Annotated in this window: 25 protein-coding genes, 2 tRNA genes and 1 pseudogene; 21 read left to right on the forward strand and 7 right to left on the reverse strand. The window is 64.9% G+C overall.

Translation table 11 applies throughout. From position 1 onward, the window contains the following. Positions 1–305: 305 nt before the first annotated feature. The 8 genes from trpE (at position 306) to ACCQ09_RS02370 (ending at position 7791) form a co-directional block, all read left to right on the forward strand. Positions 306–1781 carry an anthranilate synthase component I gene (gene trpE, locus ACCQ09_RS02335; RefSeq protein WP_040940492.1) on the forward strand — a complete coding sequence of 492 codons (1476 nt, stop codon included), beginning with the start codon at positions 306–308 and terminating at the stop codon, positions 1779–1781. Then, positions 1781–2842, forward strand: a complete 1062-nt coding sequence (locus ACCQ09_RS02340) for a threonine aldolase family protein (protein WP_040940493.1) — start codon at positions 1781–1783, stop codon at positions 2840–2842. The genes trpE and ACCQ09_RS02340 overlap by 1 nt, the downstream gene beginning before the upstream one ends. 32 nt (positions 2843–2874) lie before the next feature. After that, positions 2875–3654 (forward strand): SIMPL domain-containing protein, encoded by a 780-nt coding sequence (locus ACCQ09_RS02345; protein ID WP_040942208.1) that lies wholly within the window; start codon positions 2875–2877, stop codon positions 3652–3654. Positions 3655–3664: 10 nt separating this feature from the next. Next, a complete protein-coding gene (locus tag ACCQ09_RS02350) occupies positions 3665–4243 on the forward strand; it encodes an anthranilate synthase component II (protein ID WP_040940494.1) in 579 nt (192 codons plus the stop codon). Between the two features lie 123 nt (positions 4244–4366). Beyond that, positions 4367–4999 carry a flavin reductase family protein gene (locus ACCQ09_RS02355; protein WP_040940495.1) on the forward strand — a complete coding sequence of 211 codons (633 nt, stop codon included), beginning with the start codon at positions 4367–4369 and terminating at the stop codon, positions 4997–4999. Positions 5000–5123: 124 nt separating this feature from the next. Next, positions 5124–6161 carry an anthranilate phosphoribosyltransferase gene (gene trpD / locus ACCQ09_RS02360; protein WP_040940496.1) on the forward strand — a complete coding sequence of 346 codons (1038 nt, stop codon included), beginning with the start codon at positions 5124–5126 and terminating at the stop codon, positions 6159–6161. Positions 6162–6284: 123 nt separating this feature from the next. After that, entirely contained in the window at positions 6285–7082 is a 798-nt protein-coding gene (gene trpC, locus ACCQ09_RS02365; RefSeq protein ID WP_040940497.1) for an indole-3-glycerol phosphate synthase TrpC, read from the forward strand. Continuing rightward, positions 7075–7791 (forward strand): haloacid dehalogenase-like hydrolase, encoded by a 717-nt coding sequence (locus ACCQ09_RS02370; protein ID WP_040940498.1) that lies wholly within the window; start codon positions 7075–7077, stop codon positions 7789–7791. The genes trpC and ACCQ09_RS02370 overlap by 8 nt, the downstream gene beginning before the upstream one ends. Before the next feature lie 337 nt (positions 7792–8128). Here the strand turns inward: ACCQ09_RS02370 and crp are convergent, their stop codons facing one another. Further along, a complete protein-coding gene (crp, locus tag ACCQ09_RS02375) occupies positions 8129–8821 on the reverse strand; it encodes a cAMP-activated global transcriptional regulator CRP (protein WP_011035725.1) in 693 nt (230 codons plus the stop codon). Positions 8822–8958: 137 nt separating this feature from the next. On the opposite strand from crp, the gene speD reads away from it, so the two are divergent. Together speD and ACCQ09_RS02385 are read left to right on the forward strand one after the other, a co-directional pair. After that, a complete protein-coding gene (speD, locus tag ACCQ09_RS02380) occupies positions 8959–9753 on the forward strand; it encodes an adenosylmethionine decarboxylase (RefSeq protein WP_005990692.1) in 795 nt (264 codons plus the stop codon). A gap of 163 nt (positions 9754–9916) precedes the next feature. Then, positions 9917–10231: a DMT family transporter gene (locus ACCQ09_RS02385; protein WP_011035726.1), complete on the forward strand. Its 315-nt coding sequence runs from the start codon at positions 9917–9919 to the stop codon at positions 10229–10231. A 340-nt stretch (positions 10232–10571) separates the two neighbouring features. Here ACCQ09_RS02385 and coq7 read toward each other — a convergent pair whose 3' ends face one another. Further along, complete coding sequence (coq7, locus tag ACCQ09_RS02390) at positions 10572–11225, reverse strand: 2-polyprenyl-3-methyl-6-methoxy-1,4-benzoquinone monooxygenase (RefSeq protein WP_011035727.1); 654 nt, start codon at positions 11223–11225, stop codon at positions 10572–10574. A 183-nt stretch (positions 11226–11408) separates the two neighbouring features. On the opposite strand from coq7, the gene rplM reads away from it, so the two are divergent. Then, positions 11409–11837, forward strand: coding sequence for a 50S ribosomal protein L13 (rplM, locus tag ACCQ09_RS02395; RefSeq protein ID WP_003483082.1), 429 nt, complete (start codon positions 11409–11411; stop codon positions 11835–11837). A gap of 2 nt (positions 11838–11839) precedes the next feature. Beyond that, entirely contained in the window at positions 11840–12232 is a 393-nt protein-coding gene (rpsI, locus tag ACCQ09_RS02400) for a 30S ribosomal protein S9 (protein ID WP_011035728.1), read from the forward strand. Between the two features lie 824 nt (positions 12233–13056). Here the strand turns inward: rpsI and ACCQ09_RS02405 are convergent. Together ACCQ09_RS02405 and ACCQ09_RS02410 are read right to left on the reverse strand one after the other, a co-directional pair. Continuing rightward, positions 13057–13131, reverse strand: a tRNA-Gln gene (locus ACCQ09_RS02405). Between the two features lie 54 nt (positions 13132–13185). Continuing rightward, a tRNA-Met gene (locus tag ACCQ09_RS02410) sits at positions 13186–13262 on the reverse strand. Between the two features lie 117 nt (positions 13263–13379). Here ACCQ09_RS02410 and ACCQ09_RS02415 point away from each other — a divergent pair. From ACCQ09_RS02415 to bfr, 3 genes are all read left to right on the forward strand, one after another. Next, positions 13380–13997, forward strand: a complete 618-nt coding sequence (locus tag ACCQ09_RS02415; RefSeq protein WP_011035729.1) for an RNA pyrophosphohydrolase — start codon at positions 13380–13382, stop codon at positions 13995–13997. Positions 13998–14077: 80 nt separating this feature from the next. Beyond that, entirely contained in the window at positions 14078–14287 is a 210-nt protein-coding gene (locus ACCQ09_RS02420; RefSeq protein WP_040940499.1) for a (2Fe-2S)-binding protein, read from the forward strand. Positions 14288–14510: 223 nt separating this feature from the next. Then, positions 14511–14981 (forward strand): bacterioferritin, encoded by a 471-nt coding sequence (gene bfr / locus ACCQ09_RS02425; protein ID WP_040940500.1) that lies wholly within the window; start codon positions 14511–14513, stop codon positions 14979–14981. A 309-nt stretch (positions 14982–15290) separates the two neighbouring features. On the opposite strand, the gene ACCQ09_RS02430 is transcribed toward bfr, so the two are convergent. The 3 genes from ACCQ09_RS02430 to ACCQ09_RS02440 are packed head-to-tail and all read right to left on the reverse strand — an operon-like array spanning position 15291 to position 20212. Beyond that, on the reverse strand, positions 15291–17555 hold the full coding sequence (locus ACCQ09_RS02430) for an ATP-binding protein (protein WP_170873878.1): 2265 nt from the start codon (positions 17553–17555) through the stop codon (positions 15291–15293). Positions 17556–17594: 39 nt separating this feature from the next. Then, entirely contained in the window at positions 17595–19547 is a 1953-nt protein-coding gene (locus tag ACCQ09_RS02435; RefSeq protein ID WP_227971987.1) for an EAL domain-containing protein, read from the reverse strand. Between the two features lie 38 nt (positions 19548–19585). Next, complete coding sequence (locus ACCQ09_RS02440) at positions 19586–20212, reverse strand: DUF4126 domain-containing protein (protein WP_011035734.1); 627 nt, start codon at positions 20210–20212, stop codon at positions 19586–19588. 127 nt (positions 20213–20339) lie between these two features. Between ACCQ09_RS02440 and ACCQ09_RS02445 the strand changes: the two genes are divergently transcribed. The 6 genes and pseudogenes from ACCQ09_RS02445 to ACCQ09_RS02470 all read left to right on the forward strand — a co-directional run bounded on the left by ACCQ09_RS02445 (position 20340) and on the right by ACCQ09_RS02470 (position 25104). Beyond that, on the forward strand, positions 20340–21077 hold the full coding sequence (locus ACCQ09_RS02445; protein ID WP_116903824.1) for a DUF6776 family protein: 738 nt from the start codon (positions 20340–20342) through the stop codon (positions 21075–21077). 3 nt (positions 21078–21080) lie between these two features. Further along, complete coding sequence (locus ACCQ09_RS02450; protein WP_011035736.1) at positions 21081–21533, forward strand: bactofilin family protein; 453 nt, start codon at positions 21081–21083, stop codon at positions 21531–21533. A gap of 79 nt (positions 21534–21612) precedes the next feature. Further along, positions 21613–21999 (forward strand): iron-sulfur cluster insertion protein ErpA, encoded by a 387-nt coding sequence (gene erpA / locus ACCQ09_RS02455; protein ID WP_011035737.1) that lies wholly within the window; start codon positions 21613–21615, stop codon positions 21997–21999. A 76-nt stretch (positions 22000–22075) separates the two neighbouring features. After that, a complete protein-coding gene (gene nudC / locus ACCQ09_RS02460; RefSeq protein ID WP_012437203.1) occupies positions 22076–22975 on the forward strand; it encodes an NAD(+) diphosphatase in 900 nt (299 codons plus the stop codon). A gap of 136 nt (positions 22976–23111) precedes the next feature. Next, positions 23112–24005: a hypothetical protein gene (locus ACCQ09_RS02465; protein WP_228428420.1), complete on the forward strand. Its 894-nt coding sequence runs from the start codon at positions 23112–23114 to the stop codon at positions 24003–24005. Between the two features lie 118 nt (positions 24006–24123). Further along, a pseudogene (locus ACCQ09_RS02470) lies at positions 24124–25104 on the forward strand (IS5 family transposase). The last annotated feature ends 2 nt before the right edge of the window (positions 25105–25106 follow it).

Raw genomic sequence — 25106 nt, forward strand, 5'->3', positions numbered from 1 at the left:
ACTGGCGCACGGCAATGTCTCACCGTGTGCGAAAAACGCGCTCCACAACAAGGACGCGCTATCCGGAGCCGATGTCGGTCAGCCTGAGACGCCATAACCAACACCGCCCAACCTGGCACAACCCACACTCGCAATTCCCACAGTTTTCGCCTTGGCACCTGCTGCCCTAAACCGGCAGTTGCGCTACAGTACCCACGTGTCCCGCCTGACGACCCCACGCTCCTTCTCTTCCGCTCGCCGCTGGTGGCGATGGTGGCCCGTTGCCGTCGTCCGCCCCGCCACGGAGTCCCGGAAGGAAAGTCGTCTTGATCACTGCAGAGCAGTTCCAGCGCCAGGCCGCTGAAGGCCACACCCGTATCCCCGTTGTCCGTGAAGTGCTGTCCGACCTGGACACACCGCTGTCGGTCTATCTGAAACTCGCCGACGGCGCCTACACCTATCTGTTCGAATCGGTCGAAGGCGGTGAGCGCTTCGGGCGCTATTCCATCATCGGCCTGCCGGCAAGGCGCGTGTACAGCTTTCGCGGCCACACGCTGGAAGTCAGCGAACACGGCGAAGTGCTGGAGACCCGCGAAGTCGCCGATCCGCTGGCTGAAGTCGACGCCTTGCGCGCCGAGCACTCGGTGCCCCAGCTCGATGGCCTGCCCGGGTTTACCGGCGGGCTGGTCGGTTGGTTCGGCTTCGAATGCATCCAGTACATCGAACCGCGCCTGGGTAGCGGCGAGAAGCCCGACGAACTGGGCACGCCGGACATCCTGCTGATGCTCTCCGAAGAGCTGGCGGTGTTCGACAATCTCAAGGGCCGCCTGTACCTGATCGTGCATGCCGACCCGCGCCAGCCGCAGGCCTATGTGCGCGCCAACCGCCGCCTGGACGAACTGGCGCATCGCCTGCGTCAGGGAGGCGCCGGGTATCCGCAGGCGCAAATTTCCGATGCCATCGACGAATCGGATTTCCATTCTTCGTTCACCCGCGAGGAGTACCACGCGGTGGTGCGCAAGGCGCAGGAATACGTACGCGCCGGCGACATCTTCCAGGTGGTGCCGTCGCAACGTTTGCGGGTGCCATTCCGCGCACGCCCGGTGGATGTGTATCGCGCGCTGCGTGCGCTCAATCCATCGCCGTACATGTATTTTCTCGATGTCGGCGGCACCCAGGTAGTCGGCTCCTCGCCGGAAATCCTCGCGCGCCTGCGCGATGGCGTGGTCACCGTGCGTCCCATCGCCGGCACCCGCCCGCGCGGCGCAACACCGGAGCTGGACAAGGCGCTGGAAGACGAATTGCTGGCCGACCCGAAAGAGCGCGCCGAGCACGTGATGTTGATCGATCTGGGCCGCAACGATGTCGGCCGCGTGGCCGAGCCGGGCACGGTCAAGGTGGGCGAGCAGTTCGTGATCGAGCGCTATAGCCACGTCATGCACATCGTCAGCGAAGTCACCGGCACGCTCAAAGCCGGCCTGAATTACAGCGACGTGCTGCGCGCGACATTTCCCGCCGGCACTGTCAGTGGCGCACCGAAGATCCGCGCACTGGAAATCATCCGCGAGCTGGAGCCGGTCAAGCGCAACGTGTATTCCGGCGCCGTGGGTTACATCGGCTGGCATGGCGACGCCGATACCGCGATTGCGATCCGCACCGCCGTGATCCAGGACGGCTATCTGTATGTGCAGGCTGGCGGCGGCGTGGTCTACGACTCCGACCCCGATCTGGAATGGCAGGAAACCATGAACAAGGGCCGCGCCCTGTTCCGCGCGGTTGCCCAGGCCGCCAAGGGGCTGTGATGGACGGGCAGGGCAGCGCTGCACGCATCAGCTTTCGCAACGATTACAGCGAGGGCGCACATCCGCGCGTCTTGCAGGCATTGGCGCAGGCCAGTGCCGAGCAAAATGGCGGCTACGGCACCGATCGGCATAGCGAACGTGCTGCGGCATTGATCTGCAATGCCGTCGCGCAACCGCAGGCCGCCGTGCATCTGCTGGTCGGCGGCACGCAGACCAACCTGATTGCGATCAGCGCGTTTTTGCGCTCGCATCAGGCGGTGATTGCGGTGGAAGCGGGCCACATCGCCACGCACGAAACCGGCGCGATCGAGGCCACCGGGCACAAGGTGCTCACCGTGCCCGCGCTGCACGACAAGCTGACGCCTGCATTGATCGCGCCAGTGCTTGCGGTGCACAGCAACGAGCACATGGTGCAGCCGCGGCTGGTTTATCTCTCCAACAGCACCGAGAGCGGCACCATCTACACGCGTGCCGAACTTGAGGCGCTCGCGCAGTTCTGCCGCGCGCATGACTTGCTGCTGTATCTGGATGGCGCGCGCCTGGGCGCGGCATTGACTGCCGACGGCAACGATCTGGATCTACCGACGATTGCCGCGCTCACCGATGCGTTCTACATCGGCGGCACCAAGAATGGCGCCTTGCTCGGCGAAGCGCTGGTCATCGTGACGCCGGCGTTGCAGGCCGATTTCCGCTACCTGATCAAGCAACGCGGTGCGCTGCTGGCCAAGGGCATGGTGCTGGGTGCGCAGTTCGCTGCGCTTTTCGAAGAGGGGCTGTTCTTTGAGTTAGCCGCGCATGCCAATGCAATGGCACAGCGGCTGCGCGCCGGCTTGCTGGCCGCCGGCGCCGAATTCACCAGCAACTCGCCGACCAACCAGCAATTCATTGCCGTGAGCGCGCAGCAGGCCGAGCAGATCGCGCAGCGCTACGATTTCGAACGCTGGGAAACGCGTAGTGATGGCCGCCTGGTGATTCGCTTCGTGACCTCGTGGGCCACCACGCCTGCCGCGGTCGATCGGCTGTGTGCGGATGTTGCCTCGCTTCATCGCCGCGTGCCGTAAGTATGCGCATCAGTCATCAGGGAGAGAAAGAGATGAAGCAACTCACGCGTTGGATGCTGGCCGCGTTTTTCGCATCGCCGTTTGTGGCGGTGGCTCAGGTTAATAGCCTGCCGTCACAGCCACATCTACTGGTAAAGGGAGAGGCCGAGCGTGAGGTGATTCCTGATCGCTTCACCGTCAAGTTGGCGCTGGAAGCAACCAATCAATCGCCGGACTTGGCACGCACCCGCGTGCAGACTGATGCCGCCTCCGTCTTGACTGCATTTGCGCAACACAATGCGCTAAGCCAGAGCGTGCAGGCGTCTACCTTATCGATAGAGCCTGAATATCAGTACGAGAACGATCGCAAGGTCTTTAAGGGCACCAAGGTGGAACGCACCTTGTCTGCCGACTTTTCGAACTTGGACGATGTGCGTCAGTTTCTGGCTGGTTTGAAGACCACCCAATCGCTGCAAGTGTCCGGAATAGTTCCGGCCTACACCAAGGAAGCCGAAGTGCGTGCTGAACTCAAGCGTGAAGCGGTCGAACGTACGCGTAGCTCCGCGCGCCAGCTAGCCAGCGCTTATGGCGTGTCGTTGGGCGGGCTATATACGATCTCCGAAGTCGCTCCAAACTTTGCTTATGGGATCCAGGCCGGCACTTGGCGAAACGAACGCCGAAATTTTGCCTATTCCAATTCGCTTGATGCTGTGCGGGTGAGTGGCAGTTTTGCTGCGCCATCGCCGATGGTAGCGCCGATCGCAGAGTCACTTGAAGCCGGCAGCCTGACCTACACCGAAAACATCTATGCGGTCTTCCTGATCGCGCAATGAGTCCCTTGCCATGCTGCTGATGCTCGATAACTACGACAGCTTCACCTACAACCTCGTGCAGTACCTGCAGGCCCTGGGTGCCGAGGTGACGGTGGTGCGTAACGATGCAATGCGCGTCGATCAGATCGCTGCGCTTAAACCCGAGCGCATCGTGATTTCGCCGGGGCCGTGCACGCCGAACGAGGCTGGCATCTCGCTGCAGCTGATCGAGCAACTGGGCCAGACCACGCCGATTCTCGGTGTCTGCCTGGGTCACCAGAGCATTGGTCAGGTCTACGGCGGCGATGTCATTCGCGCCGGCAACATCATGCATGGCAAGACCTCGCCGATCCGCCATGAAGGCAAGGGCGTGTTTGCCGGGCTGCCGGATAGCTACCAGGCCACGCGCTATCACTCCCTGGTGGTGGACAAGACCACCTTGCCGCCTGACCTGGAAGTCACCGCGTGGACCGAAAATCCGGACGGCTCGATGGAAGAGATCATGGGCCTGCGCCATCGCCAGTTCCCGGTCGAAGGCGTGCAGTTTCATCCGGAGTCGATCCTCACCCAGCACGGCCATGCGTTGCTGAAGAATTTCCTGGAGCGCTGAGCGTTGCTGCCTGCGCCAACGCGCATGCAGCGCAGCACACATGCGCGCCGCAACGCGTAGCACTTCCCATCGCGGCGCCAACGCATCCACTTCCCGCACTAGCACCGCAATGCCTGGACCACGATGAACCAGCCCGCCGACACCTTCCATTTCTACGAGCCAGCCAACGGCCACGGGCTGCCGCACGATCCGTTCAATGCCATCGTCGGCCCACGGCCGATCGGCTGGATCGGCTCGCGCAGCGCCGATGGCATCGTCAACCTTGCACCGTACAGTTTCTTCAACGCCTTCAACTACACCCCACCAATCGTCGGCTTCGCAAGCATTGGCTGGAAGGACAGCGTGCGCAACATCGAGTCCACCGGGGTGTTCACCTGGAATCTGGCCACCCGTCCGCTGGCCGAGGCGATGAATGCCAGCGCTGCGTTGGTGCCACAGGAGGTCGACGAGTTCGAGTTGGCCGGCCTGCAGGCCGCGCCGTCGCGGCTGATCGACGTGCCGCGTGTGGCGGCCAGCCCGGTGAGCTTCGAGTGCCGGCTCAGCCAGTTGATTCCGTTGCAGGCTGCCGATGGGCAGCCCATCCAGACCTGGCTGGTGCTGGGCGAAGTGGTCGGCGTGCATCTGGCGCACGCGGCGCTGAGCGATGGCATTTACGATCCGGCCGCGGTGCACACCATCCTGCGCGCCGGTGGCCCGGCCGATTATTTCGAAGTGCAGGCGCAGGCGCGGTTTCGCATGCGGCGCCCGGGGCAGTGACCAGCGGGTGGCACTGATTCGGTCCTGTGCATGCAGGCGTACGCACGCGGCTTGCTCGGTCACGCTGGCCCCGCACACTGCGCGCATCGCCTGATGTCTTTCTTCTTACTCCACGGTTGATTCCATGCCCATCACCCCACAACAAGCCCTGCAACGCACCATCGAGCACCGCGAGATCTTCCATGACGAAATGGTCGATCTGATGCGGCAGATCATGCGCGGCGAGGTGTCCGATGCCATGGTCTCTGCCATCCTGACCGGCTTGCGGGTCAAGAAGGAAACCATTGGCGAGATCGCCGGTGCGGCCACGGTGATGCGCGAGTTCTCGCGCCGCGTGGAGGTCACCGATCGCCGCCACATGGTCGATATCGTCGGCACCGGCGGCGACGGTTCGCACACCTTCAACATTTCAACCTGCGCCATGTTCGTGGCCGCTGCCGGCGGCGCAAAAGTCGCAAAACACGGTAACCGCAGCGTGTCGTCCAAGTCGGGCAGTGCCGACGCATTAGAGGCGTTGGGCGCGGTGATCGAATTGCAGCCCGAGCAGGTGGCTGCATCGCTGGCGCAGACCGGCATCGGTTTCATGTACGCACCCGTGCATCACCCGGCGATGAAAGTGGTGGCACCGGTGCGCCGCGAGATGGGCGTGCGCACCATCTTCAATATTCTCGGCCCGCTGACCAATCCCGCCGGTTCGCCAAACATCTTGATGGGCGTGTTCCATCCGGATCTGGTGGGCATCCAGGCGCGCGTGCTGCAGGAACTGGGTGCCGAGCGCGCGCTGGTGGTGTGGGGCCGCGATGGCATGGACGAACTCTCGCTGGGTGCCGGCACCCTGGTTGGCGAGTTGCGCGACGGGCAGGTGCACGAATACGAGGTGCATCCGGAGGATTTCGGCATTGCCATGTCGGCCAGCCGCAACCTCAAGGTGGCCGATGCCGCCGAGTCGCGCGCCATGCTGTTGCAGGTGCTCGACAACGTGCCCGGCCCGGCGCTGGACATCGTGGCGCTCAACGCCGGCGCGGCGCTGTACGTGGCCGGCGTGGCCGACAGCATCGCCGATGGCATCGTGCGCGCCCGCCAGGTGCTCGCCGATGGCTCGGCACGTGCCTGTCTGGACGCCTATGTCGCCTTCACGCAGCAGGCCACCGCACAAGACTGATTCCCGTGTCCGGCCACGCTGGCCGGCACCCTCACGGCGGCGCTGGCATGCTGCGCTGCGCGCGCAGGTCAGGTCGCCGCCATGATCTTGACCGATAATGCCCGCCCGCCAGGACCCGACACGATGAGCGATATTCTCAACACCATCCTTGCCCGCAAGGCCGACGAAATCGCCGAGCGCAGCGCACGCGTGCCGCTGGCCGAGCTGGTCGCGCGTAGCGCAGACCTGCCGCTCACCCGCGGATTTGCCGCCGCCATGAAGGCCGGCATTGCCGCCGGCGAGCCAGCCGTGATTGCCGAAGTAAAGAAGGCCAGCCCGTCCAAGGGCGTGATCCGGCCCGACTTCCATCCGGCCGACATCGCGGTCAGCTACGAGTTCGGTGGTGCCAGCTGCCTGTCGGTGCTGACCGACATGGATTTCTTCCAGGGCTCCGATGCGTATCTGCAGCAGGCACGCGAGGCCTGCACCTTGCCGGTGCTGCGCAAGGATTTCACCGTCGATCCGTACCAGGTCTACGAGGCGCGCGTGCTGGGCGCCGACTGCATCCTGCTGATCGTCTCGGCGCTGGAGGACCAGCAACTGGCCGACCTGTCCGGTCTGGCGATGCAGTTGGGCCTGGATGTGCTGGTGGAAGTGCACGATATCGACGAGCTCGAGCGTGCGGTGCAGGTGCCGGTGCCGCTGGTGGGCATCAACAACCGCAACCTGCGCACCTTCGAGGTGTCGTTGCAGACCACCCTGGACATGCGCGCAGCTGTGCCGCGTGATCGCGTCCTGGTCACCGAAAGCGGCATCGTCACCGCATCCGACGTGCAGTTGATGCGCAGCAACGGCGTGAACGCGTTTCTGGTCGGCGAGACCTTCATGCGCGCGCCCGAACCCGGCGAAGCACTGCGTCAGCTATTCTTCGCGCATGACTGAGTCGTATCCCGCCCCACGCGAGGACGCACCGCTGGTGGTCTTCGACTTCGATCACACCCTGTACGACGGCGATTCCGGCAGCCATCTGTTTGCCTGGCTGATCCGCCGCAACCCGTTGCGCCTGCTGGTGGCGCTGTTGGCCTCGCCGATCCTGGGGCCCATGGTGGCGATGCTGCCCACGCGTCGGCGCGGCGTGTCCGGCTATGTCTGGATCGCCACCTTCGGCCTGCACCGTGCACGCGAGTTCAATCGCTTCATCGACGCCTACGTGCTCAAGCATGAAGCGCAGATCCGGCAGCGGCTGCTGCCGCACGCACTGAAGGTCTTCACCGAACACCGCGCTGCAGGCGACCGGGTAGTGGTGGCGACCGGTGCGCCGCCGGAGCTGGCACGCGCAATCCTGGGATTCGTTGCGCATCAGGACGTGCCGGTGATCGGCACCTTGGTGGGCCCGCGCCTGGGTGCAGTGACCGCACGCCGGCACTGCCACAACGAAGAAAAGATGCGCATGCTGCGCGAACGCGGCTATGCCGATATCGCTATTGCCTATTCGGACAGCACCGCGGATCTGCCGCTGCTCAAGGCTGCGCGCGCGCCGGTCGTGGTCAACCCCAAGGCCAATCGCGAGAGCCTGTTCCGCCAGGTGCTGCCCGCCGGCACCCCGATTCTTAATTGGGGCTGTCGCGATCGCGGTGGCAAGGCGCTCTAACCGCGCCGATCACCGGCAGCCGGTACGCGCTTGGTGATCACTATGGAAAGATTCGCTGCGGTCATTCGGTAATCTCGCCCGCGAGAACATGGATCACGCTCGAACCCCTGCAAGCGGATAACGCAACAACCGTGACGCAGTCGATGCGCAGTAGCTGCCGTACATCACCCACAGCTCCTGCAAAGCAATGTTGCGATCTGTCGACTGGGTCGCGCTACGGATGGGCTCGCTCAGGCGATATGCAGCGCTCTGGCGCAGCGTTTGGCCGGTTTTGCGCCGGCGCCACCGGTATTGCGAAGCGATCGGTGCGCCAGCGCACCGATCGCCACCCCCACGCTTAGCGCGTGCCGTACAACACGACGGTCTTGCCGCGTGCATGCAACAGGCCATCGGCCTGCAATTTCTTCAGGACGCGTCCGGCCATTTCGCGCGAGCAGCCGACCAGGCGCGCGAGTTCCTGCCGCGAGACGCGCAACTGCGTACCCTGCGGATGGCTCATCGCCTCCGGCTCCTTCGACAGATCGTGCAGCGTGCGCACGATGCGATCAGTCACATCCAGGAACGCCAGGCGGCTGGCTTTCCTTGTGGTATCGAGCAGGCGTTTTGAAAGCTGAACGCCAATGGCGTACAGGATTCGCGGCGCATCCGGCGACAAACTCGTCTGAAACAGCTGCTGCAGGCGCTCGTAGCTGATTTCAGCCAACTCGCATTGCGTGCGGGTGCGCAGGATCACTTCGCGCGTATCGGATTCGATGAACAACCCCATCTCACCAACGAACTCGCCGCTACCGAAGTAGCCCAGCACCAACTCACGATCGTCATCTTCCTCGGCAATGATGCTCACCGAGCCGCTGATCACGTAGTAGAGGGTGCCAGCGGGGTCTCCCGGCCGGAACACATCGGTCCGGGTCGGATAGCGCCTGCGGTGGCTGTGCGCCAGGAATCGCTCAATGGTGCCCGCGTCCAGCGTCAGTGAGGGGGTAGCGTTACGTACCGTCGTAGTCACAACCGTCGTGTTCCCTAGGCTCATGGTAGTTCCGCGTGTAATTCCCGAAGCTTAACGGCATGAGTCATGCAAGGTAAACCATTCTCAACGCCGGCATTTCGTTGATGAGAGCTTTGGCCCATAATTGCCCCCTTTCCCGTCTTCCCAAAGGACCGACCGCCGTGGTCAAGCCGTTGCCTCGTCTGAGGCTGCAGGGGTTCAATAACCTCACCAAGGCGTTGAGCTTCAACATCTACGACGTCTGCTATGCACGTACCGAAGAGGAGCGTCAGCGCTACATCGAGTACATCGACGAGCAGTACGATGCGGACCGTCTGACCCAGATCCTGACGGATGTGGCCGAAATCATCGGCGCCAACATCCTCAATATCGCGCGTCAGGATTACGATCCACAAGGTGCGTCGGTGACGATCCTGATCTCGGAAGAGCCGGTGATCGACAAGAAGCAGGCCGGCAAGGAGCTCATCTCCGACGCCGTGGTTGCGCATATGGACAAGAGCCATATCACTGTCCATACATACCCCGAGACGCATCCCCAGGAAGGCATCGCCACCTTCCGCGCCGATATCGATGTCGCCACGTGCGGCGTGATTTCGCCGCTGAAGGCGTTGAACTACCTGATCGAGAGTCTTGAGTCCGATATCGTGATCATGGACTACCGCGTCCGTGGCTTTACGCGCGATGTGAAGGGCAAGAAGCACTACATCGATCACAAGATCAACTCGATCCAGCACTTCCTCGCCAAGAACGTGAAGTCGCGCTACGAGATGTTCGACGTCAACGTCTACCAGGAAAATATCTTCCACACGAAGATGCATCTGAAAGATTTCGACCTGGATCAGTATCTGTTCGAAGAGCGCGCGAAGAACCTCTCGTTCAAGGAGCGCATGAAGATCGAAACGCTGCTCAAGCGCGAGATCGAAGAACTGTTCCACGGCCGCAATCTGAGCGAATAAGCGCAGCTTCGACCGTTGCGCCGCTGCTTGCAGCTGCGCAACCACATGACACGGCGGGACGGCCCGCCACGCGATGACCTCGCGTTCCATAGCCGACGGCGGCCCGGTGTGCAGACACCGGGTCGCTTTTTTTTTGTCCGTTTTTTCTGTGAGGAGTGATGTGATGCCCTGGATCTATCTGGTGTTGGCCGGCCTGTTCGAAATCGGCTTTGCCCTGGGACTCAAATACAGCGACGGCTTCAGCCGCCTGTGGCCGAGCGTGCTGACGATCGGCCTGGCCGGTGTGAGTCTGTGGTTCCTGACCCAGGCGCTGAAGACCATCCCTGTGGGCACCGGCTACGCCATCTGGACCGGCATCGGCGCGCTGGGCGTGACCATCGCCGGGATCGCGCTGTTTGGCGACAGCGCCTCGTGGTCGCGGCTGGCCTGCATTGGCTTGATCGTGGCCGGCGTGATCGGTTTGAAGCTGGTGTCGTAGTTGTAGTCAGTCCTGCTTCGCAGGCCTGCCTTCCGAGGTTTGCTCTGCAAAACTTGGGCCCCACTCCGTCGCAGCCTATCCCCGCGCCTTTGGCGCGCCTCAACAAAAGGGGGCTCTGCTTCAGCGGCGTGCGCCGAGGCATGCGGCGCGATTGGGTCAGGCGGCGGAGTCGTCGTCAGACACTCATGCCGAAGTCGCCGTTGGCGGACACGGCATGGCGCGCGTTCCGCCGTGCGATCTGCGTGGGGATGCACGCAAGATTCTGATCGCCAGCCGCCAGCCGCCAGCCGCCAATCCCCAATCCTCAATCCTCAATCCTCAATCCTCAATCCTCAATCCTCTAGAAACGATAGGCGATGGTCTTCATCAGCTTGGAGGCCAGGGCCATCGCGCTGGGGATCGGTGGCGGCAGAATGCGTGCGCCGGCCTGCTCGGCGTGATCGGCGTGGCGTGCTTCGTCGATCTTCATCACGCGCAGGATCGCGCGGCTGCGCTGGTCGGTCTCGGGCAGGGTCTCCAGGTGTTCGTCCAGATGGGCTTCCACCTGCCGTTCGGTTTCCACTACAAAGCCCAGGCTCCAGTCGTCGCCACGCAGCCCGGCGACAGCGCCGAGCGCATAGCTGCCGGCGTACCAGAGCGGGTTGAACAGGCTGGGGCGGCTCTCCAGTTCGCGCAGCCGGTCCGCGCACCAGGCCAGGTGGTCGGTCTCTTCCTGCGCGGCGGTGAGTAGGTGCTGGCGGGTGTGGTCATCGCGCGCCACCGCGGCCTGGCCAAAATACAGGCCTTGCGCGCAGACCTCTCCGACGTGGTTGATCCGCATCAGCCCGGCGGCGTGCTGACGTTGCGCAGGCGCCAGGGCGGCATCGGGAGTGTCGCCGGCGGGATTGGGGCGCTCGGCCGGCGGATTGCCGAACACCGTGTCCAGCGCGCGCTGGGCTTCGACCAGCAGGCGGTCGAGCGGGCTGTGCAGTCGGGAAGGGGGGATCTGGGTCATGTAGGGATTCTCGCCCCCGGTCGGCGTGCTGCCAACCACTGCCGGCCATGTGAGGCCTCGACTTGCGCCGGGGAGGGGCGTCCCGTACAATCCCGCCTCTTCTGTTTCGCCTTCACAACGCGTGGCAAAGTTCCAGCGGTCATTGCCGCTGCAATCCGCCCGACCACACTCAAGAGTTTTCTCATGACTACGTTCACCGCCAAGTCCGAGACCGTCCAGCGCGACTGGTATCTCGTTGACGCCGCCGGCAAGACGCTCGGCCGTCTGTCCACCGAATTGGCTCGCCGCCTGCGCGGCAAGCACAAGCCTGTTTACACCCCCCACGTCGATACCGGCGATTACCTCGTGGTAATCAACGCCGAGAAGATCGTGGTCACGGGTAACAAGCTGAAAGACAAGAAGTATCACCGCTTCACCGGCTACATCGGTAACTTGAAGACCGAGAGCCTGGAGCAGGCGCTGCAGCGCCACCCGGAGCGCGTGATCGAAATCGCCGTCAAGGGCATGCTGCCGAAGGGCCCGCTGGGCCGCACCATGTACCGCAAGCTCAAGGTCTATTCGGGTGCCGAGCATCCGCACGCCGCTCAGCAGCCGCAAGTTCTGGATATCTAATCATGGCTATCACGCAAAACTACGGCACTGGCCGCCGCAAGTCCTCCACCGCTCGCGTGTTCCTGCGCAAGGGTACCGGCAACATCACCGTCAACAACCGTCCGCTGGACGAGTTCTTTGGCCGTGAGACTGCGCGCATGATCGTGCGTCAGCCGCTGGAACTCACCAAGAACACCGAGAGCTTCGACATCCTGGTCACCGCCTCCGGCGGCGGCACCACCGGCCAGGCCGGTGCGATCCGTCTGGGCATCGCCCGTGCTCTGGTCGAGTACGACGAAACCCTGAAGTCCGAGCTGCGCAAGGCTGGCTTCATGACCCGTGACGCCCGTGAAGTCGAGCGTAAGAAGGTCGGTCTGCACAAGGCGCGTCGCGCGACCCAGTTCTCCAAGCGCTGATCCATCGCGTTTGCTGCGTCCCGGTTCGCCGGGATGCTTCAAAAGCCCCGGCAATGCTGGGGCTTTTGTCGTTTTGGGCACGTCATTTCTTGTTCTGATGGCTCGTGGCGGTTGTATCGTGCGGTGTGGTGCTGGTTTGGCCTAACGATGGAGCGTTGGTTGCCTCCGTCATGCCCATTTGGACCTGTCTGCGGCTTGCCTTCTGTTCGACTGGGGGGTAGCGGCACCGGCGCCGTTTTGAGACTGATGCAGGCAAGTCACAAATCGCATGTGGCGAAGCGTGCCGCTCTGGGATAACGGTTCTTTCTGGTTGCCGGTGTTGCGGAAATCTTGACGAGGTCGCCGCTGTGGAGCGCGCGTGGGTGCGATGTTTGCGATGGGCGTTACCTGGAAAGCTTCGTCGCGCGCTAGCGCGCTCCTACAAATGCTTGCTTGGCCCGCACTTCCGCGAGTAGCAGCTGTAACGTGGTGGAGCGCGTTCCCGCACGGTCGCCGCGCGCGCAATAGGCGGATGCTCCGGCGGTGTGCTGCGGGTTTTCTGATTGCTTGTGTTGTGGCAGCCGTACCCGCTTGCTTCGGTAGGAGCGCGCTTGAGCGCGATGGGGTTTTACTGGGAAAGCTTCATCGCGCGCGAGCGCGCTCCTGCAAGGTGCTTGCTCTGGCCGTGCTTTCGCGCGTGTAAACACTTGCAACGCAGGCCTGCCGCGCGAGGCGATCTCGGTGAGGGCAGGTGTCGCTCCAGGCCAGCACGCTATCGTTTACGTGCAACGACGAGATGGCGCGCAACAAAAAAGGCCCGATCGTTAGATCGGACCTCTCGTGTTTGGCTGCCCCGGATGGATTCGAACCACCGAATGCCTGAGTCAGAGTCAGGTGCCTTACCGCTTGGCGACGGGGCAATATAAAACGTGTTGGTCCAAGAGTATCGCACGCCTGTGAGGGCCTGAACACCTTGGTGGCTATGGGTGGACTCGAACCACCGACCCCAGCATTATGAGTGCTGTGCTCTAACCGGCTGAGCTACATAGCCTAGGGAACCGCCAATTTTACGATGGGCGGAGATGTTGTCAAGCATTTCGTTTTCAGCTTGTGAGCCGGGCGTCGCCGTGGCAGAGTCGGTGACAGTAGATTTTCAGGAGTCCGCATCGTGATCGATCCGGACGGTTTCCGGCCAAACGTCGGCATTGTGCTGATGCGTGAGGATGGTCAGGTGTTCTGGGCACGACGTGTGCGCAGGGATGGCTGGCAGTTCCCGCAAGGCGGCATGAATACCGATGAGACTCCGGTGGAAGCCATGTACCGCGAGTTGCGCGAAGAAACCGGGTTGTTGCCCGAGCATGTGGAATTGCTCGGCGCCACCCCTGGTTGGCTACGCTATCGCCTACCCAGCCGGGCGGTGCGTCGCAACGAACGCCAGGTGTGCATCGGCCAGAAGCAGGTCTGGTTCCTGCTGCAGTTCACCGGCCAGGAATCGCACCTCAAGCTCGACCATACCGACAGCCCGGAGTTCGATCACTGGCGCTGGGTGGATTTCTGGTATCCGGTGGAGCATGTGGTGATGTTCAAGCGCGGCGTGTATGCACGCGCATTGCGTCATCTCGCGCCGCTCGCCCAGACCGTGGCCGGGCCAGCAGCGGTGGGCGTGATGCCGCAGCGTGCGCTGGAAGCCTGGTTGCCGGGCAGCAGCGCAGCCGGCCACGACCGGCCGCGTAAGCGCCCACGTAAGCGCGGCGGGGTTTTGCCCGTGCGGATTAATAATGATTAACGTTTGGAATTGACACCTATTCTCGTTTGCGGTGCAATCAGTCCCGGTCTCCTCCGGACCGCCAGCACCCGACCGATACCGTGTACGTCTGCATCTGTAATGGGGTCACCGACCACCAGATCCGCGAAGCGGCCGAGAACGGCTGCGCCAGCCTTGCCGAGCTGACCATGCGCACCGGCTGTGGATCCAACTGCGGTTCCTGCCTGGAAATGGCGGGCGATTTACTGAGCCAGGCACATGCCAGCCGCGCATTGCCCTTGCCGGTGTTGGGATTCGCCAGCGCTGCCTGAGTCTGGTTGTTGGCGTAGGTGGTGAGGCGCCACGCTTGGAGGCAAGCAGCGTCTAATCCTCTGCGGCCATCGCGCTTGGTAATGCCATTGGTGGCTGCAGCGACAGCAGGCCCAGCGAGTGACGCGCCAGCGGCGCGTTCCGCAACTGATCACGATTCGCGTTCCTTCATGCGCGGCGGCAACGCGTTAGAGTGCGGCCGGCTCACTGTCTCGGAGACATCGCATGAAGGGCGATACCAAAGTCATCGAGTACCTCAACAAGGTGCTCTACAACGAACTCACTGCGATCAACCAGTATTTTCTGCACGCCAAGATGCTGAAGAACTGGGGCCTGAAAGAACTGGCCGAGCATGAGTACAAGGAATCCATCGACGAGATGAAGCACGCCGACAAGCTGTCGGACCGCATCTTGTTCCTCGAGGGGCTTCCCAATTTTCAGGCGCTGGGCAAGTTGCGCATTGGCGAAAATCCGACCGAGATGTTCCGCTGCGATCTGGCGCTTGAGCGCGAGGCGGTCGTGGTGCTGCGCGAAGCGGTGGCCTATACGGAGACCGTCAAGGACTACGTGAGCCGCCAGCTGTTTGTGGACATCCTGGAGTCCGAAGAAGAGCACATCGATTGGCTGGAAACCCAGCTGGATCTGGTGACGCGTATCGGCGAACCGAATTATCTGCTGACCAAGCTGGACGACTGAACGCGCTGAGGGCGGCCGCAGGTCCTGCGGCTGCTGCGGTGAGGCGCTTGCGCGCGCGTTGCGTCTGCCCGCGCCTGCCTGCTGTTGCGGCTTCTCAACGTCGGCACCGTGGGCGCGATGATGGCCGCTGCAGGGGCGCATCGTTATCAACCTGTTGCTGACTTGCGCGTTCGATCGCGCGTGCCAAGGCCTGGCAACGGCGAAGACGCGGTTGGCGCTCGTTGAGAACCACGACGCTCGATTGAAGAACGACGACGCTGCGATCTTGCGAGAGAGCCGCGCCACTCAGCCACACGGCTAACCCGCCAATCAGCCCGCAGCGCGACTGGCGGCTTGCAAACGGGTGACCTGGCCTAGCAGCGCCAGGCGGGCGCGGGCGTATTCGGCAATGACCAGGGCGACCATGACCGAGGGGCGTTCGATGGTGCCGGTGCGTGCGGCCAATTCGATGCGGCGGGCGGCGTTGGCCAGCGCCTGGGCGCCGACGTTGGCGCTGGAGGACTTCAGGGTGTGGGCCAGATCGCGCAGATGCATGCTGTCGCGATTGCTGGCGGCCGCTTCCAGCCCTTCGATGATGCCGGGGGCGTCTTCCAGGAACAGCTGCAGGATGCGGATGGTGTCCGCGCCTGCCACCTCGTACAACTCGTCGATGACGCCGCTCTCCAGGATCGGCAGCGCGCGCGCCTGTGCGGCGCTGGCAGCGCTCTCGGCATCCGCGCTGGGGGCTCCGGTGCTTGGGCCTGGCAACAGGGCCTGGCGCGGCAGCCAGCGCTGCAGGCAGGCATTGAGCTGTTCGCGGGCGACCGGCTTGGAGAGATAGTCGTCCATGCCCGCGGCCAGACAGCGTTCGCGGTCGCCGGCCATGGCGTTGGCGGTCATCGCCACGATCGGGATCGGGCGGCCACCGCTTTCGGTTTCCATGGCGCGCCAGCGGCGGGTGGCGGCATAGCCATCCAGCACCGGCATCTGGCAATCCATGAAAACCATGTCGTAGCGGGTGGACTCCATGCTGCTCAGCGCGGCTTCGCCATCGGTGGCGGTGTCGGCCTCGAAGCCGAGCACGCCCAGCAGTTTTTGCGCGACCAGCAGGTTGACCGGGTTGTCTTCGACCAACAGGATGCGCACGTCGCGCGCATGCGCCACTGGCGGCGGCAGTGGCTCGGGGATCATCGCGGACGCCAGCGTGGGCGCCACAGATGGCTTGGGCTCGGGTGGCAGTACCAGCGCGCGCAGGGTTTCGTCCGGGCTCTGGCGCGGCACCAGGGTGGCGTTGGCCTGCAGTTCGTCGGGTACCGGCTCGTCGCCGTAGAGCCAGATCAACCGTGAGCCGCTGAGGTCTTCCGGCCGTGCCAGGGCGCGATGCACGGCGCGCGCGCTGTAGCGCAGCGTCTCGTGGTCGGCGATGACGCAGCGGAAGCCTTCGTCGTCGGTGTGGCGGCGCACGCGCTCCAGCGCCTCCTGGGTGGTTTCCATCAGCACGTGCGAGATGCCCCAGCTGTCGAGCAGGCGCTTGAGCCGCTGCGACAGGCGCGCGTCGGAACTGATCACCATCACGCGTGCGGCGTCGGCGCCGGTGGTCTGTTGCAGGTCGCCGATGACCTTGAGCAGCGGAATCTCGAACCAGAACGTGGCGCCGCGACCGGGCTCCGATTCCACGCCGATGCGGCCGCCCATCAGGTCGATGATGCGTTTGCAGATGGCCAGGCCCAGCCCGGTGCCCCCATACAGGCGGGTGGTGGAGGCGTCGGCCTGGGCGAAGGAGCGGAACAGGCGCGCCTGCTGGTCCGCTGCGATGCCGATGCCGGTGTCGCGGACCTGGAAGCGCAGCAGGTGCTGGGCGCGGGTTTCGCCCAGGCGCCGCAGCTGGATGTCCACGCTGCCGCGTTCGGTGAACTTGATGGCGTTGCCGATCAGGTTGCCCAGCACCTGGCGTAGCCGGATCGGGTCGCCGCGCACCAGCAGGCGCACCGACGGTTCGATGTCCAGGCCCAGGCGCAGTTGCTTGCCTTCGGCGGTGCGCTGCATCAGCTGGGCGACACCGTCGAGCAGCTCGCGCAGGTTGAAGGTGGTGATTTCCAGTTCGAGCTTGTTCGCTTCGAGCTTGGAGTAATCCAGGATGTCGTCGACAATGCGCAGCAGCTGCAGCGAGCTGCCGGTGGCGGTCTGCAGCATGTCGCGTTGGTCCAGGCTGAGCTGGCCACGCGAGATCAGCTCCAGCATCGGGATGATGCCGTTGAGCGGGGTGCGGATCTCATGGCTCATGGTGGCCAGAAATTCGCCCTTGGCCAGCGAGGCGGCTTCGGCGGCCTGCTTGGCGCGCAGCAGTTCCTGTTCCAGTTCGCCGTGGCGCTGCAACTCCTGCTGCATGCGCGCCTGCGCGGTGTTGGTGTCGTCGAGCTGGCGGGTGAGTGCGCTCAGCGTGCGGCTGGCGCGATAAGCAGCAACAGCGGTACAGATGCCGCAAACCAGCGCGAGCACGCTGGCAGCGGTGGTGACGATCCGCCATGGCCCTGCGACGCCAAGCCACTGCAACGCCGCAGCGGATGCTGCAACCAGTGCGGCCAAGGCGACCAGCGTGCTCCAGCCGCGAAGGCCTCCTGCCCGCGCTGCCACTCAGAGCACCGCGTTCGTGAAGTCGAAGTCCAGCTCCTTGCCGACCGTCTGCACCAGGTTGCCCTGGATGAAGTCCACGCCGCTCATCCACATGGCGGCCGCAGCCTGCGGGTCTTCGATGCGCTGGCCGATGATCAGCAGGCCGCGCTGGTGCGCGATGTCGATCACCCCGCGCAACTCGTCGCGCACGGCCGCGTTGCCGTGTGCATCGGCGAAGCGGTTGGCCATGCGCACGAAGCTCAGCGGCAACTGGCTGAGCAGTGCGTTGGCTTCATCGCCGGGTTCGAACTGGCTCAGGCAGAACTGCACGCCGGCCGGCATCAGGCGGGCACAGAACTGCTGCACGGTGACGGCGTGGATCAGCGCATCGTCCAGGCGCAGGTCCACGATCAGCGACTGCCCGGCCACGCCACGCTCGGTGATGGCCTTGAGCAACCAGTCGGCGAAGGCGTCGCGCGCCAGCGTGCGCGGCGATTGCGAGACGAACAGCCGCAGCGGCGGGCTGGCGTGCTGGTACAGATGCAGCAGGCCGAGCGCGTGATCCATGACCTGCTGGTCGAGATCGGCGATACGCCCGGCCGCTTCGGCGGCCGGGATGACCTGGCCGGCCGACAGCAAGGTGCCATCGGCCTGGCGCAGCCGCAGCAGCACCTGGTATTGCGCGGTATCGCCACCGGCCACGGCCACGATCGGCTGGTAGGCCAGTTCGAGCTGGCCTTCGACCAGGCGCAGTTGTTCCTGTTGCTCGGCCTGGCTGGGCGCCAGATAGGTCTGCACGCCGTCGCTGCGCAGGCGGGCCTGCAGTGCGGTGCGCTCGACCGCTTCCAGCGCGCTGCCGGTATCGTCGAAGCCCAGGCCCAGCGGCGCGGCCCCGATAGCGCAGCGCACATGCACGGATTCTTCTTCGCGCACCGGGAAGGCATGCGCAGACAGGCGTTGGCGAATCTCCAGCGCGTACGCTTCCAGGCCGTCTTCGTCCATCTCCACGCCCAGCAGCAGGAAGCTGTTGTCGTTGAGGCGCGCCAGCGGATACGGCTGGGCGACGCTGGCCAGGCGATGGCCGGCCTGGGTCATCAGGCGTTCGTAGGCGGCGTAGCCATAACGCTCGCGCAAACCGAGCGCGCTGGCGATTTCGATGAAAAACAGGCCGCCGCTCTGCTTGCGTGCCAGTGCATCGGCGAGCAGTTCCATGACGTGGCCGCGCGTCGGTAACCCGGTTTCCGGATTGCTGCGCACGCTGACCTGTTCGCCGGCCTGCTGCAGCGCCTGCTGGCGCGCGCGCCGGATGCGGTTGGACACCGCGGCGATCAGGTGGCGGGGGCGGATCGGCTTGGTCAGGAAATCGTCCGCGCCGCTGTCGAGCACTTCGAACTGGCGCTCCGGATCTGGGTCGCCGGTGAGGAAGACGATCGGCAACAGCTGTTGGCCGGGTTGCTGGCGGATCAGCGTGGTCAACCGGATGCCATCGAGCTCGGGCATGTGCAGATCCATCAGGATCAGGTCCGGGTGATAGTCCTGGATCGCCTGCGGCACGCTGGCAGCGGTCATTTCGACCTGCGCATGCATGCCGGCGCCGTGCAGCACGCTCTGGGCGAACAAGGCCTGCGAGCGGTCGTCCTCGACGATCAGCACGCGGTAGGGCGCGTCGGCGGCGACATTGTCGGCACCATTGCCGCCAGCTGGCTGCGCGGCAGCGGCCGGCGCAGGTGCGCTGGAGGCTGCGCTGCGCGGCAGGCCGGCAGCGGCTTGCTGGACCGGTGGCGTGACGTTGGCCACTGCGGCAAGCGCGGGTGCGGGAATGATCGTGGCGCTCACTGGCTCGGCGTTGTCGGCGGATGCGGCGTCGTCGGCCCAGCGGCGCCAATAGTCGGCCGGCGGGGTTTCAGCGCGCAGCGCGCGGTTACGTGTCGCGGTGTCGTCACGGGTGGAAGGAACCGGATCTCGGGCGGCCATCGATACTCCCTGCAGTCGCGATGATTATGCGATGAACTTCACGATAGCGGGGAGCGGCGTACAGCCGACGTCGAGGCGGCGCGCAGTGGCGCCACCAATCGGTGCACGCCACGCCATAACAGGCGCCACACCCAGACCACCACCAGCGCGGCCAGCAGGCTGCTGCCCACCGCCACGCTCAACGCCAGCCACGGGTGCGCCACTGCCAGGGCGAGCGCGGCGGCGGTGAGGGTGTCTTCGGCCAGCGAGGCGATCCAGTTGCTGGCCGGCTCGGGCGAGGTGTTGAGCAAGGCCCGCGTGCCGGCCTTGAGGGTGTGGCTGGTCAGTGCCACGCCTGCGCCGGCCGCCAATGCGCCGGTGGCCAGATCGCCGTCTGGCGATAGCGTGGCTGCGGCGAGGAAGGCGCCGGCCGGCACCCGCGCCAGGGTCTGCAGCAGATCCCAGCCCGAATCCACGCCGGGGATCTTGTCGGCGAAGAACTCCGCCACCGCCAGGGCGCCGGAAGTGCCCAGCACCCACCACGATTGCGCCGGCACCAGGGCCGGTGGCAGTTCGATCCAGCCGAGCAGGCCGGCCAGCCCGACCCCGAACACGGTGAGATAGACGCGGATGCCCGCCAGCCAGGCCAGCAGGATGCCGATGACAAACAGATGGGCCTCGCTCATGGCGTTGCTCCACGCAAAGGATGCGGAACTATCGGATAACGGCCGGCCGGGCGCCAGCGTGAGGGCCGGCGATGCTCTGGCACACTACGCCGCCGATCACAGACCGGCCCGTCCGGAGCCCACGCCCATGAGACCTACCGCGCGCGTTCAAATCGTCCCACGCGATGCCGGCGGCCCCCGCTCCGGCCGGCCCTGGCTGTGGGCGGTGCTGGTGATCGTGTGGCTGGCCTCGCTGGGTGGGGTCTGGTGGATGGCCAGCAGCACCGCCGCGCCGCGCCTGGTCGAGGCCGAGGCCGGCCTGCAGCAGGCCCAACGTGCGCAGGCCGCGCAGCGCCGCCAGATCGAGCAACTGCAGCAGCGGCAGGTGAATCTGGCGATGTCCGACAAGATCAGTCGCGCTGCCAACACCGAGGTGCAAGCCTCGCTGGCCGAGCGCGACGAGCAGATTGCCGCGCTGCGCGCCGACGTAGCCTTCTACGAGCGGCTGGTGGGCTCCACCGCGCAGCGCAAGGGGCTCAATGCGCACTCGGTGCAGTTCACCGCCGAAGCCGGTGGCACCTGGAACTACAGCGTGGTGCTCACCCAGAACCTCAACCGCGGCGCGATCAGCCAGGGACAGCTGCGCTTTGCGGTGGAAGGCGTGCGCGCCGGCAAATTGGTTACGGTGAGCTGGAACGAGCTGCACCAGAAGCCCGATGCGGCCGGCCAGCCGTATTCGTTCCGCTATTTCCAGCAGTTGGACGGCAGCGTGATCCTGCCGAAGGATTTCACCCCGCAACGTGTCAAAATCTCCCTGAGCGGCGATGGGGCGCCGGTCAATCAGACATTCGATTGGAAAGTCGCCGGCAACGGCGCTGGGGAGTAGCTCATGTTCGGAAACAAGTCCAACCGTGGCGCGCAGACCGTGGTCGATACCTTGATCGGACCGCAGGTGGTCATCCGCGGCGACCTGACCTTCAGCGGTGGCCTGTATGTGGAAGGCCGCATCCTGGGCAAGGTGATTGCCGAGGACGGCGCCAGCGCCATCCTGACCGTGGCCGAGCAGGGCTGCATCGAAGGCGAAGTGCGCGCACCGGTGGTGATCATCAACGGCCAGCTGACCGGCGACGTGCATGCCGCCGAGCGGGTCGAACTGGCCGCCAATGCGCGCGTGCAGGGCAATGTGCACTACCAGGTGGTGGAAATGAGCGCCGGTGCGCAGCTGACCGGGCGGCTGATCCATGCCGCTGCCGCCGGTGCCACTGCTGCCTTGCCGGCCCCGGAACCCAGCCGCGCCGCCGAGCCGGTCAAGGCCCTGCAGGCCGAAGCGGCCGACGCCTGAGCGCAGCGGCAGCAGTCCCGGGCGCCGGATCAGGACGCCCCGGCTTGAAGTGGGCGCCGTTGGCCCCCATGCTGACGCCATGAGTACGCTCGTTTCGCTTCCCACTGCCGCCCCGGCGCCGGACTACCAGTCCATCGACCGGCCGCTGAACTTCTCCAATGCCGCCGCCGCCAAGGTGCGCGAGCTGATCCAGGAGGAGGGCAACGCCGAGCTGGCGTTGCGTGTGTATATCCAGGGTGGCGGGTGTTCCGGCTTCCAGTACGGCTTCGAGTTTGACGAAAACCGCGCCGAGGACGACCTGGCCGTGGCCACCGACGGCGTCACCTTGCTGGTGGATCCGTTGAGCCTGCAGTACCTGATGGGCGCCGAGGTGGACTACACCGAAAGCCTGACCGGTGCGCAGTTCGTGATCCGCAATCCCAACGCCAAGACCACCTGCGGCTGCGGCAGCAGCTTCAGCGTCTGAACGCATCCCGGCGCTAGCCGGGGCTGGGCCGGCGCGATGGTTGCGGGCGTTGCCGATTGTCGGCAGGCTTGCGCCGATGTCAGAGCCTCTTTTTTCGTTGTCTGCTGTTGCCTTCACGCATGCGCCGCTCGATCGTGGCGACGTGTTGCGTGACGATCCCGACGCGATTGCGCGTCTATGGCCCACGGGCCGCGTGCTGTTGATCGATGCCAAGGGCACGGCCGCCGCCGATGCCCAGGGCCAGCCGTTGCTCAGCGACGGCGCCGCACTGGCCGATGCGCCGGGCGCGGCGATCTTCCTGGGCCTGCGCGATGGGGTGGGCTGGTTCGCCCTGGCGGCCGAGCAGGTGGCCACGGAGCTGCCGCATCGCGTGGACCTGCGCCAGGCCGCCGCCGACTGGCCGGCCGAGCTGTCCACCGCGTTTTCCTATGGGCGGGCGATGCTGCATTGGCAATCGCGCACCCGCTTTTGCGGCGTGTGCGGTGGGGCGATCGCGTTCCGCCGTGCCGGCTTCATTGCGCATTGCACGCAATGCCAGACCGAACACTACCCCCGTGTGGACCCGGCGATCATCGTTGCGGTCAGTGACGGGCAACGCCTGTTGCTCGGGCGGCAAGCCAGCTGGGCGCCGCGGCGCTATTCGGTGATTGCCGGCTTCGTGGAGCCGGGCGAATCGCTGGAGCAGACCGTGGCGCGCGAAGTGTTCGAAGAAACCCGTGTGCAGGTCCAGGGCTGCCAGTATCTGGGCGCGCAACCGTGGCCGTTTCCCGGTGCCTTGATGCTCGGCTTTGCGGCAACGGCCGCAGCCACCGAAGTGCCGCAGGTCACTGGCGAGCTGGAAGACGCGCGCTGGGTTTCGCATGCGGAGATCGGCGCTGCATTGGCCGGCGAATCGGGCGATACCGGCATTGGCCTGCCGCCGGCTATCTCGATCGCGCGTGCGTTGATCGAGCACTGGTACCGCACGCGTGGCTGAGCGCGCCCACCAGGTCTGTGAGTTGTTGAACGCCCGCGATTGCGGTGCACCGCGGCGCTACGTGTGCAGCACCGGCGCGCGGCACACGCACGCCGGTTGCGCCCGCTCGGCTAGACTCGGCTGAGGAGGCCCGCCCATGTTCACCACCCTGGTTGCCGTCATCGTTGCGCTCGCGCTGGGGCATGTGCTGCCTGCCCAGGTGGTGCGGCTGCGCCGTTTCGAGTGGTTCGCCCAGTGGCTGCGCCGGCTGGACAGCTACGCCGCCGGGCGCGGTGCGTGGCAGGGCCGCTATGGCGTGCTGCTGGCCTTGCTGCCGGCCCTGGCGGTGGTGCTCCTGCTGCAATGGCTGCTGGACGATGTGTGGCAAGGATTTCTGGCCTTGCTGTTCGGCGTGGCGGTCTTGGCCTGGACCTGGGGCCCGCGCGATCTGGACCGCGATGTGGAAGCGGTGATCGACGCCGATGAGCCGGCGCTGCGGCGCGAGGCCATTTCGCACCTGCAGGCGGCCGGCGGCAGCGTGCATGAAGATGCGCCATCGCTGGTGGAAGCGGTGGTGGTGAACGGCCTGCGCCGCTGGTTTGCAGTGCTGTGGTGGTTCCTGCTGCTGGGGCCGTTCGGCGCGGTGCTGTATCGGCTCACTGCGTTGGCAGTGGAAAGCCCGGTGTCGGTGTTGCTGCCGCCCCGCAACCTGGCCGGCGCGCGCTGGTTGCTGGCCGCGCTGGAATGGCCGGTGGCGCAGTTGATGACGGTGTCGATGGCGCTGGTGGGTAACTTCGACACGGTGTTCCGCGCCTGGCGCGAAGCGCATGGCAATCGCTGGTCGCTGGAGCCGCATTTTCTCGGTGCGGTGGGGCGTGCCAGCGTCAGTGCCGAGCTGCGCGAAGAAGCGCGCGACTACACGGACTCGGGCTTGGTGCCAGTGTGGCGCCGCCTGCCGGAAGTGCGCGATGCAATGAGCCTGGTGTGGCGCGTGTTGCTGTTGTGGATGGTAATACTGGCGCTGTTGGTGATTGCCGGTTGGGTGCGCTAAGCGGTGCGTGCATTGCCACTTGTGAGCACTGCAGAATCCGCGCGTAGCGACTTAGGGAACCTCTGAACAACGCACCACAGATACGCGACACTACCCGCCTGATGTTGAGGGGTGATCCATGCAACTGACGTTCGGTGACGCTGAGGGCCTGGGCAAGCGCAAGCAGACGCGCCGGGAGATCTTCCTGGCCGAGATGGAGCAGGTCGTCCCGTGGCAGCAATTGCTCGGGCTGGTCGCGCCGCACTATCCCGTGTCGGGCCGGCCAGGTCGGCAGCCGTACGCACTGGCGACGATGTTGCGGATTCATCTACTGCAGCAGTGGTATGCGTTGAGCGATCCGGCGATGGAAGAAGCGTTGCACGAGATTCCGACCTTGCGGCGCTTTGCTCAGCTCGGTGGCTTGGACGACATTCCCGACGAGACCACGATTCTCAACTTTCGCCGCCTGCTGGAGACCCATGGCCTTGCCGCGCGGATGCTGGAAGCTGTCAACGCGCATCTGGCGCGCAAGGGCCAGAGCCTGCGGTCGGGCACGATCGTCGATGCGACGCTGATCGCGGCGCCCAGTTCGACCAAGAACGCCGACCATGCGCGCGACCCCGAGATGCATCAGACCAAGAAGGGCAATCAGTGGTATTTCGGGATGAAGGCGCACATCGGCGTGGATGAGTTTTCCGGGTTGGTGCACCACGTCCATTGCACGGCCGCCAACGTCGCCGACGTCACGGTGACGCACACGTTGCTGCATGGCAAAGAAGACAGCGTGTTTGGCGACAGCGGCTACACCGGTGCGGATAAGCGCGAAGAACTGCAGGACTGCGAGGCTGCATTTTTCATTGCTGCCAAGCGTTCGGTGCTTCAAGCCATCGGCAACAAGCGGGAGCGTGCTCGGGAACAGCGTTGGGAACACTTCAAGGCCAGCGTGCGCGCGAAGGTGGAGCATCCGTTCCGGGTGATCAAGCGCCAGTTCGGTTACACCAAGGTCCGCTATCGCGGCCTGGCGAAGAACACCGCGTAGGTGCTGACGCTGTTTGCGCTATCGAACCTGTGGATGAAGCGAAAGCAGTTGATGCCTGTCGTGGGGACGGCGTGCCTGTAACC

This window comes from Xanthomonas sp. NCPPB 2586, from assembly GCF_041475775.2.
Lineage (GTDB): Bacteria > Pseudomonadota > Gammaproteobacteria > Xanthomonadales > Xanthomonadaceae > Xanthomonas > Xanthomonas campestris.

Bases quoted from the DNA above. Each gene is read 5' to 3' on its own strand.
- ACCQ09_RS02340 (WP_040940493.1), top strand. From the start codon at position 1,781: ATGGACGGGCAGGGCAGCGCTGCACGCATCAGCTTTCGCAACGATTAC.
- ACCQ09_RS02345 (WP_040942208.1), top strand. From the start codon at position 2,875: ATGAAGCAACTCACGCGTTGGATGCTGGCCGCGTTTTTCGCATCGCCG.
- ACCQ09_RS02350 (WP_040940494.1), top strand. From the start codon at position 3,665: ATGCTGCTGATGCTCGATAACTACGACAGCTTCACCTACAACCTCGTG.
- ACCQ09_RS02355 (WP_040940495.1), top strand. From the start codon at position 4,367: ATGAACCAGCCCGCCGACACCTTCCATTTCTACGAGCCAGCCAACGGC.
- trpD (WP_040940496.1), top strand. From the start codon at position 5,124: ATGCCCATCACCCCACAACAAGCCCTGCAACGCACCATCGAGCACCGC.
- trpC (WP_040940497.1), top strand. From the start codon at position 6,285: ATGAGCGATATTCTCAACACCATCCTTGCCCGCAAGGCCGACGAAATC.
- ACCQ09_RS02370 (WP_040940498.1), top strand. From the start codon at position 7,075: ATGACTGAGTCGTATCCCGCCCCACGCGAGGACGCACCGCTGGTGGTC.
- crp (WP_011035725.1), bottom strand. From the start codon at position 8,821: ATGAGCCTAGGGAACACGACGGTTGTGACTACGACGGTACGTAACGCT.
- ACCQ09_RS02385 (WP_011035726.1), top strand. From the start codon at position 9,917: ATGCCCTGGATCTATCTGGTGTTGGCCGGCCTGTTCGAAATCGGCTTT.
- coq7 (WP_011035727.1), bottom strand. From the start codon at position 11,225: ATGACCCAGATCCCCCCTTCCCGACTGCACAGCCCGCTCGACCGCCTG.
- rplM (WP_003483082.1), top strand. From the start codon at position 11,409: ATGACTACGTTCACCGCCAAGTCCGAGACCGTCCAGCGCGACTGGTAT.
- rpsI (WP_011035728.1), top strand. From the start codon at position 11,840: ATGGCTATCACGCAAAACTACGGCACTGGCCGCCGCAAGTCCTCCACC.
- bfr (WP_040940500.1), top strand. From the start codon at position 14,511: ATGAAGGGCGATACCAAAGTCATCGAGTACCTCAACAAGGTGCTCTAC.
- ACCQ09_RS02435 (WP_227971987.1), bottom strand. From the start codon at position 19,547: ATGGCCGCCCGAGATCCGGTTCCTTCCACCCGTGACGACACCGCGACA.
- ACCQ09_RS02440 (WP_011035734.1), bottom strand. From the start codon at position 20,212: ATGAGCGAGGCCCATCTGTTTGTCATCGGCATCCTGCTGGCCTGGCTG.
- ACCQ09_RS02445 (WP_116903824.1), top strand. From the start codon at position 20,340: ATGAGACCTACCGCGCGCGTTCAAATCGTCCCACGCGATGCCGGCGGC.
- ACCQ09_RS02450 (WP_011035736.1), top strand. From the start codon at position 21,081: ATGTTCGGAAACAAGTCCAACCGTGGCGCGCAGACCGTGGTCGATACC.
- erpA (WP_011035737.1), top strand. From the start codon at position 21,613: ATGAGTACGCTCGTTTCGCTTCCCACTGCCGCCCCGGCGCCGGACTAC.
- nudC (WP_012437203.1), top strand. From the start codon at position 22,076: ATGTCAGAGCCTCTTTTTTCGTTGTCTGCTGTTGCCTTCACGCATGCG.
- ACCQ09_RS02465 (WP_228428420.1), top strand. From the start codon at position 23,112: ATGTTCACCACCCTGGTTGCCGTCATCGTTGCGCTCGCGCTGGGGCAT.